The organism is Flaviramulus multivorans, from assembly GCF_021728415.1.
Taxonomy (GTDB): Bacteria; Bacteroidota; Bacteroidia; order Flavobacteriales; family Flavobacteriaceae; genus Sabulilitoribacter; species Sabulilitoribacter multivorans.
This window is the reverse complement of sequence record NZ_JAKKDV010000001.1, coordinates 477254-492600: the sequence shown is the minus strand read 5'-3', so window position 1 is coordinate 492600 and position 15347 is coordinate 477254. Positions and strand designations below refer to the sequence as shown.

The 15347-nt window shown below is 31.5% G+C and carries 14 protein-coding genes; 8 read left to right on the top strand and 6 right to left on the bottom strand.

All coding sequences use genetic code 11. The features are described 5' to 3' along the window. Window positions 1–39: 39 nt before the first annotated feature. Window positions 40–276: a hypothetical protein gene (locus tag L3X39_RS02140; RefSeq protein ID WP_237229803.1), complete on the bottom strand. Its 237-nt coding sequence runs from the start codon at window positions 274–276 to the stop codon at window positions 40–42. Beyond that, a complete protein-coding gene (locus L3X39_RS02135; protein ID WP_237229801.1) occupies window positions 276–1286 on the bottom strand; it encodes an exodeoxyribonuclease VII large subunit in 1011 nt (336 codons plus the stop codon). Before L3X39_RS02135 ends, L3X39_RS02140 begins: the two co-directional genes overlap by 1 nt. A 149-nt stretch (window positions 1287–1435) precedes the next feature. Here L3X39_RS02135 and L3X39_RS02130 point away from each other — a divergent pair, with 149 nt between their 5' ends. The 4 genes from L3X39_RS02130 to L3X39_RS02115 all read left to right on the top strand — a co-directional run bounded on the left by L3X39_RS02130 (window position 1436) and on the right by L3X39_RS02115 (window position 5985). Then, on the top strand, window positions 1436–2026 hold the full coding sequence (locus tag L3X39_RS02130; RefSeq protein WP_237229799.1) for a hypothetical protein: 591 nt from the start codon (window positions 1436–1438) through the stop codon (window positions 2024–2026). Between the two features lie 145 nt (window positions 2027–2171). Next, the gene (locus L3X39_RS02125; RefSeq protein ID WP_237229797.1) at window positions 2172–3884 is read left to right on the top strand and encodes an NACHT domain-containing protein; all 1713 of its coding nucleotides are present in this window, start codon (window positions 2172–2174) and stop codon (window positions 3882–3884) included. Between the two features lie 5 nt (window positions 3885–3889). After that, a complete protein-coding gene (locus L3X39_RS02120; protein ID WP_237229795.1) occupies window positions 3890–4633 on the top strand; it encodes a hypothetical protein in 744 nt (247 codons plus the stop codon). Between the two features lie 8 nt (window positions 4634–4641). Next, on the top strand, window positions 4642–5985 hold the full coding sequence (locus L3X39_RS02115) for an ATP-dependent DNA helicase (protein ID WP_237229793.1): 1344 nt from the start codon (window positions 4642–4644) through the stop codon (window positions 5983–5985). A gap of 320 nt (window positions 5986–6305) precedes the next feature. On the opposite strand, the gene L3X39_RS02110 is transcribed toward L3X39_RS02115, so the two are convergent. Further along, window positions 6306–6581, bottom strand: coding sequence for a hypothetical protein (locus tag L3X39_RS02110; RefSeq protein ID WP_237229791.1), 276 nt, complete (start codon window positions 6579–6581; stop codon window positions 6306–6308). A 213-nt stretch (window positions 6582–6794) separates the two neighbouring features. Between L3X39_RS02110 and L3X39_RS02105 the strand changes: the two genes are divergently transcribed. The 4 genes from L3X39_RS02105 to L3X39_RS02090 are packed head-to-tail and all read left to right on the top strand — an operon-like array spanning window position 6795 to window position 9403. Further along, window positions 6795–7139, top strand: coding sequence for a hypothetical protein (locus L3X39_RS02105; protein WP_237229789.1), 345 nt, complete (start codon window positions 6795–6797; stop codon window positions 7137–7139). Between the two features lie 41 nt (window positions 7140–7180). Beyond that, complete coding sequence (locus L3X39_RS02100) at window positions 7181–8155, top strand: AAA family ATPase (RefSeq protein WP_237229776.1); 975 nt, start codon at window positions 7181–7183, stop codon at window positions 8153–8155. Beyond that, window positions 8148–9110: a DUF3871 family protein gene (locus L3X39_RS02095; protein WP_237229774.1), complete on the top strand. Its 963-nt coding sequence runs from the start codon at window positions 8148–8150 to the stop codon at window positions 9108–9110. Before L3X39_RS02100 ends, L3X39_RS02095 begins: the two co-directional genes overlap by 8 nt. A gap of 41 nt (window positions 9111–9151) precedes the next feature. Beyond that, complete coding sequence (locus L3X39_RS02090; protein WP_237229772.1) at window positions 9152–9403, top strand: hypothetical protein; 252 nt, start codon at window positions 9152–9154, stop codon at window positions 9401–9403. Between the two features lie 358 nt (window positions 9404–9761). On the opposite strand, the gene L3X39_RS02085 is transcribed toward L3X39_RS02090, so the two are convergent. Genes L3X39_RS02085 through L3X39_RS02075 form a run of 3 tightly spaced genes read right to left on the bottom strand, consistent with a single transcriptional unit; the run spans window position 9762 to window position 15241 of the window. Beyond that, the gene (locus L3X39_RS02085) at window positions 9762–10469 is read right to left on the bottom strand and encodes a hypothetical protein (RefSeq protein WP_237229768.1); all 708 of its coding nucleotides are present in this window, start codon (window positions 10467–10469) and stop codon (window positions 9762–9764) included. Further along, the gene (locus L3X39_RS02080; RefSeq protein WP_237229767.1) at window positions 10470–12374 is read right to left on the bottom strand and encodes a DNA methyltransferase; all 1905 of its coding nucleotides are present in this window, start codon (window positions 12372–12374) and stop codon (window positions 10470–10472) included. Window positions 12375–12382: 8 nt separating this feature from the next. Then, window positions 12383–15241 carry a DEAD/DEAH box helicase gene (locus tag L3X39_RS02075; RefSeq protein ID WP_237229766.1) on the bottom strand — a complete coding sequence of 953 codons (2859 nt, stop codon included), beginning with the start codon at window positions 15239–15241 and terminating at the stop codon, window positions 12383–12385. Window positions 15242–15347: the final 106 nt, after the last annotated feature.

Here is a 15347-nt window from a genome sequence, read left to right as displayed (position 1 = left end):
GAATAAAAAGAAATTATTAAAGGAATTAGAGCAATGGGTTTATTTTAAATCTAAATGGCTAGTGTATTTATCTAGATGGATACCAGATTTATAACTCCTAACTTCTACAACCTTATTTTGTTTACCATCATAAGATAGTTCAACATAGAATTTATCAACGGCATAAAGATTTAGGCGTATTTCTGTGGTAACATAATTATCCAAAAATGTACCCCTATCTACAACTGTAAATAGTTTTTCATCAAAATTTAAGTTATTAAATTCTTTTAGTGTCACTAAGCAATTATTTTAAATAATAGTGCCCCAATAATTACAATCAATGCTATTAATACTATCCAAATGACGTTTAGATTCCTTTTCTGTGATGTAATTTGGTTTGATAATAACAGCTTTTCATTTTCAGCTTGTTTTTTTAACTGAATAAGTTCATCATCTTTGGCTTTTATTGATTTTAGTCTATTCTTGTATACATTAATGGTTTGCTGTAAAAACGCCCCAACTGCCGTTGGTGTGGAAAACCCCCTATCAGCAACCTTTTCCAATAAGGTTTTGTCAGCATCATGACCTATTCCTGTTATGAATGGCACAGGCAACTCTAAAGCTTTCTTGCATAGGTCTATTTCATTGAATACTTCCAGTCCACTGCCACCACCTCTTAGTATTACCACTAAATCTGAGCCTTTAAAATCATAAGATTTCATCAACCTTATTAAATCAGCCTTTGAAGACAAACTACACTTATGGTGCCTAATCTCATAATAAATAAAATCTGGTAGTTGTGCTAAATAATCATCCTTTGATGTTGATTGAACCCCTGTAATTACATCCAATATGGGTTTTTTTCCAGACTGTATTTTTTCCAGAAGCAAATCCGTTATCAAGGGAATATCACGTTCATATCTTGCTTGAAAAACATCATATTCAACTTTAGAAATAAGCTGAACTTCTTCTTCATGTTTTACAATCTTAGATACCGTAAATAACACATTTAAGGTGGAATCTTTAGATAAACCCTGAGTTTTATTTACAAAACCTTCATACTGGAAATATTCACCTTCCACTAGTTGCTTTCTTAAACTTGGGGTTATCTGAGCAGTGATTTTATTCTGCTTGTCCTTGCTTACTATTTCATCGTAATAGTATTTATTGTAGAGCCTTCCATTTCTATGGAAATAGAACCCTTCCAATATTAACAGCTTTCCATCCAAGGTGGATGAAAGGCTGCTTGAATATAGTGCTTGAAGCGTTGTTACGGTTATTTTGGTGATTTTGTTTTCTATTAGCATCGCAGTTTAAAACTTAAATATAGGTCATAATATCTTAAACTACTTTAATTTAAATCAAATTATTGATAACTTGAAGAATGGATGATTTAAAACATTTTCTTACATTCGGTAGAAATATATTCACTATTTCCAATTGTTGTACACAAGCTATGAACGAACTCTTAAATAGATTTATAGAAAAAATAAAAAAAAGTGAAATTGACTTATATAACGAATTCGGACTTCAATTTGAACTAGCGCTTTTTTTAAGAAACTCAATAGAACTTGAAGATTATAAAATAGAACTTGAAAGACCAATTAATCATTTTGGTATTAAAAAGAACATTTGTATTCCTAAAAAAGAGATTGACATTTGTGTATATAGAGAAAACACTTTAAAAACAGCAATTGAAATCAAAGTTTCAACAAATGGGCAAGTTCCTTTACAACTATTTGAATTTTGTAAAGACATTTGCTTTCTTGAAAAATTACTAGATGGAAAATTTGAAAGTGCTTACTCCTTAGTTGTGGTTAATTCAGATGATTTTTATAAATCAAAAACTAAAAAAGAGGGAATATATGCCTTTTTTAGAGGTGAGAATAAAAAACAAATCAATGGAATTATTGAATGTCCAACGGGAAAAGATAAAGGGAAACTGATTTCAATCTCAAATTCTTATAAAATAGTTTGGGCTGATTTAATAAAAGATTTTAAGTTCTATCTTATTGAAATTAAAAAGCCAGTGTACAACATCGTGTAAAAAACATTGCTTATTTTAGTTCAATCGTTTGGTCTTTGCTTTGTTTGCTAGCTTCTGATTTTCCTTAGGAAAATCCTCGCACTCAAACACTCAACGTTCCTTACACATAAACGTTACCACCAATAAAAAAGTTTCAAAGGATATAATGATGGACTGGAATCAAATAAAGAAAGAAATTATTGCGGAAACGAAAGAAGTACTATCCGTTGATAAAAAAATCAACATTGACGAAATAACTGCCCTTTTCATTGCAGTTCTGAGGTTCAGTGTAGATGATAAAGCCATAAATGGTATTGAAACTCGTTTACCCAATGCGCTTGAAATGATTCTACTCAAACCGATATCTAGAGTGGATAAAAACGCATATTTCCCTGAAGCGGGACAGATAGAACCTTTTCTTAGAAAGGTTTTATTTCTTGTTAAGCCCTCTGTTTACGCGTCAATAAAAAATGACAAAAAGAAAGCCCTTAGTGCTTTAATCTCATTATTAGGCTTAAATATAAATAAAGTTGATTATTCATCGACAAATCTTTCAACCAACCAAAAATCTCATTTCTCTGAGCACCTGATTAAAGTATATAATTTAAGAAATTTAGAAGGGCATAATTGCACCGAATGGACAAACGCCAAACTCTATGATGAACTCAGAAGTGTCCTAGTAATCTACTTATATACAACCTTTAAGCATAAAAGAGAATTAAAAGTAGCTATCAATCCATTTGATTTATCAAAGTACCTAGCGGCAGAAATCCAAAGAATTAAAGTTCTCAAGTCTCGATTTGTCCATATTGACGGTAAGGAAGAATTGAATGATATTGATTTGTATGCTCGAGAGCTGCTAATAAATGATGAAGACGAATTAAACATTGGTGAGGCTCAAAATATTCGAGAAGGGACAATTGATAGTTTGAGAAATACAATCAAGGAAAAGAAAATGATAATACTAGGTGATGTGGGAATGGGCAAGAGCACCACGATACTTTTCTTGCATCTTCTGGACGCCCAATCTGCTATTGCTGATAGCAGTAGGAACATCCCAATATACCTTGAATTAAAAACATTAACAGAAAAGGACAATCTATTTCAAAAATTAAAGTCTAAGTTGAATATTGATGATGATGTTGCCGAGACAATATTCAAAACAGGAAGAATCAATTTATTCTTGGACGGACTAAATGAAATTGAAAATAAAATAAAAGTTTCCGTTTTTAGTCAAATCAATAACCTGATTGACAACTATCCTGATAACTTTTATCTAATCACAAGCAGACCACAACATTATAATAGAGAATTTGATAGCAGTATAAACCAAAGAAAAATTCCAGTTTTTACCCTCCAAAAAATGGTCGACAGGCAAATAGAGGAATTCCTTACAAAAAATGGAAGAAAAGTAAAGGACTATATTCTACAAGAAATTAATAAAAAGGAAAGACTGAAAAGAATAGTCCAAAATCCTTTAATGTTGACAATGCTCATTGGAGTTGTGTTGAAAAATGGTAATGTCCCTAATGAGAAAGGTAAGATAATAAGAGCCTTTATGTTCAGTCTTTATGATAGAGAACAAAGGCAGATTATAGATTTTGATATTGATCGTTTTCACTTGCTATTATGTTACTTAGGTTTCCAAACTAGAGACCTTTCTGGCTCTAATTCAAGTTTAGATAGAGACGAGTATATCATCCCAATACTTCAAGAAAGGAAAAGTGAACTTGGATTAGACATTAACTTACTGAGTTTTCTCAGAAAAGCTATTGATTTAAATATTCTTGTTAATGATAGCAATCAGTTCAGTTTTAGTCATGAATTGTACCAAGAATATTATGCTGCGGAGTTTCTTCATCAAGCAATAAAAGGATAGCTATTTTGAAGATAAATCTGGATAAATATAAAAAAAGTGAATCTTGGTCAGAAGTAATAAAGTTATATTCTGGACTTTTCGATGAAGAAATAGAAAGAGAAAAATTCATTATTGACCTAGCAAGAAACGAGATTCATCTGGCATCAGAGTGTGCAACATCTTCCGCAGTTGAAAACTCAAAATTAGAGTCTAATTTAAAAGAGACAGCATTTAAAAATTTTGAAAAGAACCCAGAGGCATCTGTATCAGCATTGCTTGAATTAAATGATGTTGACAGGCTCTTTTTGTCTAGCAAGAATACATTTAGACAGCCATATGGTAAAAGGGATAAAGCCATGTTTGATAAACTAGCAGAAAGCTTGAGTCATAAGCAATACCTTTCATATTTAGACTACGTTACAAAATTTCAAAAAATCACATTTCTTTTATGGTTAGTCCCATTTATGTCGAAACACCTAATAGATGACTCTTCAATATTTTATCTACAAAAGGCGTTTAACAGATTATTTCGAAATAAATACTATAACCATGCCTTTGAAGTACACCTTTTATTAAATCAGAAATCCACATGTTTAGACGATTTCGTTAAATTTCTCATAAATGAACATAGAAAAGATGCTTTCCAAATGGCTCTACGAATAATAAAAAAACATAAACTTAAAAACTTCGATCGTATTAAAATTGAAGAAGCACTAACCTTAAAAAATAAGCAGTTCAAAAAATTAAATTCATCAGGATTTTTCAAATAATTAGAGTAGTGACGAAAAAAAACATACTTAACCATTTGCACTTTTCTAGACCCACAAAAGAACAAGAAACAGTGCTCAAAGCTATGGAGCAATTTGTGAACAAGAGAAATCCATATGACTTTATGGTCTTGTGTGGTGCAGCTGGAACGGGTAAAACATCAATTACTGCGGCTTTAATAGGTCATTTAAATGAAATGGGAACAACATACAAAATTGCAGCTCCAACAGGAAGGGCGGCACGTATATTAGGCAGAAAAGCTAAAACAACTACATCAACTATTCATTCAATGATCTATACTCCTAAATCTGACAATGAAACAGGGAAAGTAACTTTCAAACTTAAATCAGGTCATAATTCAAATCCAACAATTTATATCATTGACGAAGCATCAATGATACCTAAGACCATAGACAAACAACAGAATATCTTTCATGTAGAAAAGGGTCTTATTTTTGACTTAATACATTACATCAAGAAAGCCAACAACGACAATAAAATCATATTCTTAGGCGATCGATACCAACTCCCCCCCATTGATGAAATAGAATCATACGCCTTAAATAAAGATTTCCTTGAAAAAACTTTCAACCTTAAAGGTCACTCCTATTTATTGACTGAAATCAAAAGGCAAGAAGATGGTAGTTATATTTTAGAGAACGCAACTGAGATAAGGAAAGCAATTGATAGTGGAGAGAAATCGCATCCATTAGATGGAAATCAAAACAGAAACATTTATGCTGCTGCTGATAAATATGCTCGTGAAATAGAAAAAGATGGACTTGAAAATCAAGTTGCAATAGGTGTATCGCATAAAGCCAATAAATTTTTTAATGATTTGATTAGAGAGAGGATTTTTGGCAAAGCAAAAAGAATACTTGAACCTCGTGACTTGCTAATGGTTACTCAAAATTGGTATCGAAATGGCACCCAATTATACAACGGTGATCATGTTCAATTGCTATCGATTGACTGGAATTTACAAGAACAAGTGGCAGGATTACATTTTGTTGCGGTTGAGATTAAGGTCCTGTTTAGTGAATCTGAAACAATAATAGAAGACTATGTGATACTCGAGACGGTACTAACCCCTGGTGGTATTTTAGATGGAAAACTTGAAAACGAACTAAGAAAGCAACGGTATATTAAAAATAAGATCTTCCGAGAAAGTAATATGCCTAGTGATGATAGATATGTGGGCGCCTTAAGACTAACATATGGTAATGCAATAACCTGTAACAAAGCACAAGGTGGAGAATGGAAAAAAGTATATATCAACACAATGGGTATCCCTTCTCTTAAATGGCAATATACAGCGGTGACCAGAGGTATAGATGAAATTGAAAAATTTTGAAAAACTTCCATTATTGATAACTATAGAGAATGTATAAACTAAAAAAACTGGTGGTAACAAAGAACTGAGTTAAAAAACAAGTCTTTTTTGGCTAATTTTGAAAAGAAATTCTTTTTGTATGGTATCCCTGATTTAGCGATTGCAAAAGCCTGTATCGGTAGTTTATTGCACACCGCTGACATAGCCAGTTTTATAAGATAAAAAGGGAAGCTAACCACTTGCCTTCAACCTCTCCGTTTTTAAACTAATTCGCTTTTCAACAACTTTACCATTACTATCTAGGTAAGTTATCATATAATCAGAATACAATAACAATGTTTTCAGTGCTCTTTATTTGAATTGAAAATCATGATTTGCATAAGCTCCTTGGGAAGAGCATTTAATGATAACTCTTTAATTTTATTTGTGATTCTATTTATTCGCAAATCGTATTTATAATACTCTTCACGATTTAGAATAGTTGCTTTTAAGTCCAGCAGCTCTTGTAATCTGCCCTCTAAGGAAACTATATTCATAATTCTAGCGTATTGCTCCACATTCAGGTTTGGAACCCCTTGATTTCTTAAAACGCCGCTAAAGTACTTTGTGTATTTCATAACAATACAAAGTTAGGACCGTGGACGAAATAGTGTTGCTTGGGTATGTAGTAATTCTTAATTTATTTCTTAACTCAAAAATTACTTTTTTATTTTTTTATCACTTTTTATATCAAAAATAAAAGTCCCCTTCTAACATCAACCCCACCCATTTTCTGCAGGTGTGGGATTATCCCGCTTAAATATAACTGCATTAACTAAAATTATTTTATTATGGTAACTGTAAAAGAAATTAAGAAGGCTGAAAATTCTAAAGGAGAAGTATTTTTTGGCTTAATCGTTCAATCGGGCGCGGTTCCTGTCAAAAGTAAGAAAACAGGAAGATTGTATTTCACAGCAAAGACTGCTTTCGTAGCAACAACATTTGATGAACAAACAGCAACATCTCTCATAGGGACAGAGTTTGAGGGCACCATTAAAAGGGTGCAAACAGAGCCTTATGATTACACTATTGAGGAAACAGGAGAGATTATAACCCTTTCACATCGTTGGGAGTATGTTGACCCAGTTTTGGACATTATTGATGAACAAGTGGTTGAAGAAGCTGCTGTGATTTAAGAATGAGATTTACATCCCTATTAAAGTGAGCTTACTGTAAGATGGTAAGCTCTTTTTTTTCTAAAAACAACAATTATATGTTTAAACAAAGAAAATACATCATGAAATTACAACAAACACAGAGGCACAACGTAAAACTGCGTTTAGGGATATCTGGAGCTAGTGGCTTCGGGAAGACCTATTCTGCCTTACAATTAGCCTATGGTATGACCAGTGATTGGTCAAAAATAGCTGTAATCGATACAGAAAATGCATCAGCCAGCCTATATTCAGATTTAGGCAACTTTAACGTATTGAACCTAAACCCGTCATACAGCCCAGAGCGTTACATAGAAGCTATACACACCTGTGAAAAAGCTAATATGGAAGTGATAATCATTGATTCCATAACCCATGAATGGCAGGGTGAGGGTGGCTGTTTACAGATTCACGAACAATTGGGCGGCAGGTTCCAAGATTGGGCAAGCTTAAAACCCAGACACCAGAAATTTATTGATGCCATCCTTCAATCCAAATGCCACATCATCGCTACCACCAGACGTAAAACAGATTATTCACTAGATGTTAGTTCTAATGGTAAATCTAAAGTGGTAAAACATGGTACTAAAGAAATTACCTCTGAGGGCTTTGAGTACGAACTATCTGTAAACTTTGAGCTCATTAACGAAAATCATTTGTGTAAGGTCAGTAAAGACCGGACGAACCTTTTCCAGGGAAAACCAGAATTCATCATCACCGCTGATGTAGGTAAACAATTAAAGGCCTGGTGCCATCAAGGAGTTTCTCTGGAGAATGTATTGCAAGAAATAAAAGCCACCACAACTGTAGAAGGCTTGAGACATTTGTTTCACAAGCATGGTGCTTTAAAAAAGCAAATATTGCCTTTTATACTAGAGAGAAAATCTGAAATACTGAACACCACTCAGATTGTAGACAGCAAACAAATCATTAACCCAAAAACAATAGAAAACAATGGAATTATCAGCAGCAACACATCAAATAGAAGTGATGAGTAACCACGAGATAGAATCTTCAGCTATCTCAAATAACAACAAATTTATAGAAGCCAACACACAGCAGGTTAGTCTTTCACATCTCAAACAGGATTGTACGATTCCTGTTTTTGCAAAGGATAACGAAACCACCATACCGCATTTTGAATTCATAGATGCCGTAAGAACTACAGCACAACAGTTGTTTCCAGAAGGAACGGTTATGATGCCTAACATTAGAACAAGTCATATTATAAAGGGGCGCATACCTTCTGCCATAGGTAAACCAGCTAAAGAGTTATTGGAAAATGAGAAAACTATTTATTATGAGCGTATGGCTTTCATGATTGAGATACCACATGTCCATGCTTACATTAATAACCAAAAGCTCAATCTAACCGTTGGTGGTGTACGTTCCTATTCTGAGCAAAATCTATTTTCTAAGAAGAGCATTGAGAAATTCAAGGTTTTTATTGGCTATAAAAATATGGTGTGCTGTAATCTATGTATTGCTACAGACGGACTGAAAGATGATTTAAGGGTGAGTAGTGTTGAAGAGCTCAAATCAAAGACCAGAGAGTTGTTTTTAAGCTATAATCAAGAAACCCATGTTAATGGTATGCGGCGGCTGACAGATTACACCATAAATCAGGAACAGTTTGCCCATTTGGTAGGTAAAATGAAACTCTTTAATCACTTAGATAAAGAACAAAAGCAAGGGCTGTTTGAGTTACTGACAACAGATTCACAAATCAACACGATTATTAAAAACTATGTTGATGATAATAATTTTAGGGCAGATAATGATGGCTATATCAATCTGTGGAATTTGTATAACTTATTTACGGAGAGTGTAAAGAGCAATTACATTGATAATTTTCTAAGTAGGAACTGCAACACATATGAGTTTGCAAACCAACTTGGGGATTCCATCAAAAACCAAGAAGATAATTTCTTCCTGCACAAATTCGATGTATGATCAATTGATATATGTCCCTGGAATAATTTATTATATTAAAAATGAGCAATAAAGAACTTATAGAGCTTTTAAAACATTGCTCACCGCACATCATTTATGTGGTTAATGGTCAAAATAGAATTATCAAGTTGCAAACCCCTTTTAAGTTGATGGTATTGCAGGATGTTGGCGGTTTATTTAAAGACCAAACTGTTTCCTGTGAAGAATTGAAAATCACCAATGAGGGCAAGATTGTATTCTGTATAGATGGTAAAAACTACCACACCTACTATTTTGACATTCTAACAAAATAAGTTAGAAAGAGCATTATGCTGTATCTTTTGGTTCCTTGAAAAAGGAACATTTTCTGAGACGGTTTTAGCTCTATAAACATAAAACCACTGAGAAAATATACTCTGAGTATTGCTTACATATTAAAGCCTAATCATAATATTATAAATTATGGTATATAACATAAAAAGTTATCCACTTTAATTAATTCGGTTAGGCTTTCTTATGTTTGAAGTTTAGTCAATCTGAATATTGCAGACAAATTGTCTAACAAGGTAATATATTATTCTTGCATTTTAAAAACCTTGTTAGGAGTGCTTAATAACACAAAAGACAGAGGATTTTGAGGTACGAAAAAACTGGCTTAGGGTTGCGGGATAATTATAAATATTCTTTTATTACAGAAAAAGATAAACCTTCGTTAATAAAAAAATCAATATAACTTCTGTTATTATCCTCCTTAATTGAATCATTTGAATATACAAAAACATCATTTTTTTTCTGTAAAGCCATTGATTTCGTAATAAAACCCATTACATAAGCACAAGGTGAAAATTCAACAAATTTTTGAACAAAAACCTTTTTAGAAGACAAAGAATATTTACTAATAAAAGACTTTTCATCCAATTGTTCCATATCATTAAAAAATTCCTTGCCATTTTGGTTCTCAAAAATATAAAATACTTGAAAAATCAAGTCAGAAATATTTCTATTAGGATAAACAATGTACCTGCGATTAACTATTAAATTTTGAATATCATTTGAGTATTTTTCAATGGATGATTTAACTTCGATTTCTTTGTTATTAAACTTTAAGTCGAATTTATCATTAAATCGAAAATTATCTGTTCTAATCTTATCGTAGTCTTGTATAATTAAATTTTTTTGTTCTAAAAGGAATCTTACAATGTTTTTAGCTAAATCTCCTGGGAATAAATCGGTGAATTTTTTGAATGGCGAGCGTTTAGGTTGCCAGGTGTTTGCTGTATTTTCTTTATTACTCTTTTTATAAGAGGTTATAAACGCAAAGTTTACTTCATTAGCGATATCGAGTATTTTAATTTTAATAATATCATTTTTAGTAACCATTTATTCTATATTCGTTAATAGGATAGTTTCATCACCACTTATACTTCTAACTTTTATGCGCAAAGGTTTTTTGTCACAAACGATCTTACCGTTCCAAAATTCTTTTGTTTTTACACCGTTTAGAATTACAAAACCTTTATTGTCAATTTTAATTTCAGCAGAGCTAAACCATTTTCCTTGATTGTTCTCACAATCTAAAGAGATAAATTCAATTAATTCCAGCCCTTCTTCACTTATATCTATTGGAATGAATTTTTTCCCTCTGTTTATAGCTTGTAAATTTCCTTTTTCATTAAATTCATTTATTTTCTGCACTAATCTGTCGCTTGAAAATTTTGTTGTTTCTACTTCGTAAACTTCTTCTGAATCAAAAAGGTCTTTATTCTTGTTTTTAACTTTGCTACAAGTAAATTCTAATGCATCATTCACTACTGTTTCGTGCAATAGATTCTTTAAATCTTTTAACTCAACATCTGTTGTTGTTGCATTATTTTCTTTGATGAATTTCTTCAATTCTTTTTCATCATCAATATCAATGTAGTAAACAATTATTTTTTTAGCAGTAATTGAGAGATTTTGTATTTCTTGATTTATAATACGATTAATCGTTGGGATATCTAACAACTTTTGTTGACTATCTATAAGGTCTGGAACATAAACAGGGACAGTGCCTAATTTACTATCGTTTATAGCACCTAACCAAAAATTAGAAACACCATCTACTTTTGTTTGCAAACCTGTAAGCAGCATTGCTAACTTATCCATAGTTTGTTGTGGGTTCCTGAATAGATTTACGCCATCTTTAATTTCTTTTATTGTAAAGTTTGCTTTTTCTGCTATCAAACGGTCTCTAACTGTCTGAATAGAATTTATACCTACATCACAATGAATAAATTTTCTACCCAATTTATTGGCTACTTTTGCGGTTACACCACTACCACCAAAAAAGTCTGCAACAACCATATTTTTATTACTACTCGCTTTAATAATGCGTTCTAATAACTTTGGTGGTTTTGAAGTAGCATATCCAATTTCTTTATTACCCGTTGCATCAATACCAATATTCCACACATCATATTCGCCTACACCACTTTTCATATAGGTTTTAACTGTTTCACCTCTTGGGTTCTTATTCCAATAAAATCGTTTTTGTTTTTCTTCATCCCATTCTTTAAATCTGGATTTTTGTTTTTCAGTATAAGGGATAGCAACATCGTCAAAATTATAAACATAATCAGATTCTTTATTTTTGGCGTACCAAAAAATAGTATCGTGCTTTCTATTGAAGTTTTTGGATGGGTCAGAGCCACTTGGATACCACCAGATAATTTCATTGATAAAATTCTCTTCTCCAAAAACTTCATCCATTAATATTTTAGCGTAATGAGAGATATGCCAATCTAAATGAAGATAAATAGAACCATTTTCATTTAGTATAGTTTTAATAGCTTGTAAATTTTCATATAACCAATTTAAATAGTCTTCTTTTTGCCAAATATCACCATACATTTTTTCTTCAAAAGTGCGAAGTTCATCGCCTTTCAAAGATTTTTCAGCTTTTTTTACTTTAGCTGCTAACTTTGGATTTCTCCGGATATACACTTTTTTAGCATAATCTACGCCACTTGCAAAAGGTGGGTCTATGTACACTAAATCTACTTTTATACCTTGCTCTTTTAAATAGGCACAGTTAGAAATACATTCGCCACGTATTATTAAATTTTCAGAAGATTCACCAACTTGTTCAATTGTTTCTACTTCGTAATATGGCATACCACGTTCTAAACGATTGTACACTTCATTATTTTCACGATAACGTAACACTCTCTTTGTACGTGTTATGTTGTCTAATACTGCTTGACCTTCAATGGTATTTGGTGTGTATGGAATATATTTTATTGGCATAGTTATAATTAGTCTTTGAAAAATTGATTGATACGCTGATTTACTTCTGCAATATTTTCTAAAAGCCTGTTACTATCTTCTAAATACAGAAAGTCGAATTTTTTGTAACCAAATTTGTCTTCATTATGTTTTAAGAAATCTGTTTCAATAAAGTTCTTTTTCTTAATAAAATCTTTATCATTAGAATAGCCTTCTCCTTTAGTTTCAATAATTAAAGCTTTGTGTATAGCGTCCTTTGAATTGCGTTTGATAACTAGAAAGTCGGTTGTGTATTTGCCTACTTTGTTCCAACGCTTTCCTTTTTTAGCAAAACAGTTAATTACAAATTCTGTAGTGCCTCGTTCGCCATTAAAGTAGATTTCTAAATTATTTTCTTTAAAGTCTTTTAACTTTAGTATTTCATTCAAAAACTGACTTTCAAAACCACTATCGAAATTATATGGCAATAGATGAAATGATTTGTCTTTTTGTTTTGTTTCAGAATATATTTTTGATTGACCAAGTACAACTGCTTCATCTGTTTTGCCTTGTGTGATTAATTCAATCATCTTATTCTTTTTATAATCTTCAAACTCTTGTTCTGATTGAGGCTTTTTATCAAATTGTAAAATTTGTTTTGTAACCTCTTGGTTAGGATATAAGTTTTTATGCTTTGGAATGGATTTTAGCTTGTCTAAAATAAGTAAGTTGGCTTCTTTCGGAATTATTTCTTCTTCGGTTGTTAAATCTCTTTTAATGCTAAAAGCTACTCTGATTTTCGATTCTATTTTATAAGTATCAAATTGTTCATTAAAAAAAAGATTGCCTTCACTGTTTAAAATAATTGCTTGAAAAATGGGTTTTAATTGTTCATTGAACTGATGCAATTCTTTTGCAGAAATTGTACTGAAACTGTCTTTTGCGATATGCGCAATCCAATGATTGTAATTAGCCAACTGGAAACCAGAACTGTTTAAAAAGGACAATTCGCCTTCGTCTAAAAAGTCTAACCCTTTAGTTGTTATAGCATAATTAGCTTTGTAATCGTTTATGTTTTTAAAAAGCTCTTCTAATTTAATTTTAGTATTTGGCTTTTCTTCTTCCTCAATAGATTGATATTTTACTTTTAATTGGTAGTAGTCAATTTTTGGAAGTTTAAGAAATTCCATTCTTGAATGTCGTTCAACTAAATCAGTACCTTTGTTTTTGTCTAAATTATTTAATTCTTCAATAGAGGTGTTTTGTTCTTTTTCTAATGCTTTATTGAGTATTGTTGCATTTTCTCTGTTCAACCAAATTAAAGCGGTTTCATCATGGCCTTTTACAACTTGTCTTAAACACCTACATGTTGTTTGAATAATGGCATTTATAGAAGCACTTTTACTTTTTTGAGGTAATATTACAGATGTCAAACTTTTACAATCCCAACCTTCTTTACCAATAGCTACTAGCAAAATGTATTTCTTTTTTGAAATTGTAGTGTCTAATGATTTAAACTGCAATTCATTTTCCTTTGGTAAACTGTAGATTTTATTACCACCATGAAATCTTAATATTTCGTCAGGATGGATTTTTAAATCACTTTGAAGAAATGGATAAACTTCTTCTTCTAACATTTCAATGTTACTACAATAAATAGCAACTTTTGGAATTGTTCCGTTAGCATAAGTTAAGCCATCATAAGTTTTGTTAAAGTCCTTAATACCTTCTTTTACTATTTGTAAATGTGTAAGGTTATCAGTTATTTTAACTGTTGGATTTTTTAAGAAATCTTCTATAGCATTAGTAAGCGGATAATAATAGACTGTATTTGTAATTTCTGAAATTCTTAAAGTATCATCCTCTGTAAGCTGAATTTTTTCTGCTGTTGACAGGTAAGGTGTACCAGAAAAACCAAGTACTGTTGTTATGCTACCTCTATCGTTCCATCTATTTACAACTTGTCTTAATTTAATATCAGATTTTGCAGCGTGATGCACTTCATCTATCAAAATAGATAAGTTTGGAATTTTACCAATTAACGCTCGTAATTCATTAGCTTTTTTATCCTCTTCATCTTCAAATAAATTGGTTTGACCTATAGTGTCAACTCTATTCAAGATTACTTTTTCTGCATTAACAATAAAGACTTGCCCAAAAGGGTCTGGAAGTATTTCATTTACTTTTTGTGCATTGGGGTTTCGAGCTTTATTACTTTTTTTAGCCGATTTGGCTTCATCTAATACGTCAAATTTTAGTTGTTTTTTTAAATTAGACGCTGCTGGTTCTGGAATTACCCAAGATGGGTCAAAATCTTCAATAGTTCTTAAACTTGGTCCAATAGAGGTTTTTAAACCAGAAGGAATTAAAACCAAAAAGTTGTGAGCAAAGTTTTTATTTTCAGGTTCATTTGAAGCAAAATATAAATCTAAATAGATAAATGCTGCCATCAAATAGGTTTTACCAGAACCCATTGGCAAACTCATTAGATAGTCTGAATAGTTTACATTATAAAATAACTTTTTAATTATTTCTTGATAATCGAACTCTTCAGGTGATTTTATTATTTGATGTTCAAGGTTTGGTAATTGTTTCTTACCGTTTACTTTTTGTCTTGCAAAATCAAATAATGAAAAAGCATCTTTGTTATTTTCAAGGTGTTCTCTTGAATTTTGATTAATATCCAATTTTGATAAATCAGTACCATTCGTAAAAAACCCATCAGAAAATAGGTTCCAAAGTGGTTTGTTTTTACCTTGAATTTTCAAAAACAAAAAAGTCTCAATAGCCTCAATTTGAGTATCTCTTAACTCGCCTTTGTTTTTAATGTATGTAATAAGTTCTTTTATACTACAATCTGGTGATTGCAACCATTGAACTGTTTTATTTCTTATTATCTTGTTTAGCATAAATTAAAAACCTTAAAAATATAAATCTTTTTTGTAGTAATTAGGAATATTTCTAAGTAAATTTTTAAAGGAATAAACCACCACGTTTAGATGGTTGCACAAGCCT

Bases quoted from the DNA above. Each gene is read 5' to 3' on its own strand.
- L3X39_RS02085 (WP_237229768.1), bottom strand. From the start codon at position 10,469: ATGGTTACTAAAAATGATATTATTAAAATTAAAATACTCGATATCGCT.
- L3X39_RS02095 (WP_237229774.1), top strand. From the start codon at position 8,148: ATGAGTAACCACGAGATAGAATCTTCAGCTATCTCAAATAACAACAAA.
- L3X39_RS02090 (WP_237229772.1), top strand. From the start codon at position 9,152: ATGAGCAATAAAGAACTTATAGAGCTTTTAAAACATTGCTCACCGCAC.
- L3X39_RS02105 (WP_237229789.1), top strand. From the start codon at position 6,795: ATGGTAACTGTAAAAGAAATTAAGAAGGCTGAAAATTCTAAAGGAGAA.
- L3X39_RS02110 (WP_237229791.1), bottom strand. From the start codon at position 6,581: ATGAAATACACAAAGTACTTTAGCGGCGTTTTAAGAAATCAAGGGGTT.
- L3X39_RS02135 (WP_237229801.1), bottom strand. From the start codon at position 1,286: ATGCTAATAGAAAACAAAATCACCAAAATAACCGTAACAACGCTTCAA.
- L3X39_RS02100 (WP_237229776.1), top strand. From the start codon at position 7,181: ATGGTAAGCTCTTTTTTTTCTAAAAACAACAATTATATGTTTAAACAA.
- L3X39_RS02080 (WP_237229767.1), bottom strand. From the start codon at position 12,374: ATGCCAATAAAATATATTCCATACACACCAAATACCATTGAAGGTCAA.
- L3X39_RS02075 (WP_237229766.1), bottom strand. From the start codon at position 15,241: ATGCTAAACAAGATAATAAGAAATAAAACAGTTCAATGGTTGCAATCA.
- L3X39_RS02130 (WP_237229799.1), top strand. From the start codon at position 1,436: ATGAACGAACTCTTAAATAGATTTATAGAAAAAATAAAAAAAAGTGAA.
- L3X39_RS02125 (WP_237229797.1), top strand. From the start codon at position 2,172: ATGATGGACTGGAATCAAATAAAGAAAGAAATTATTGCGGAAACGAAA.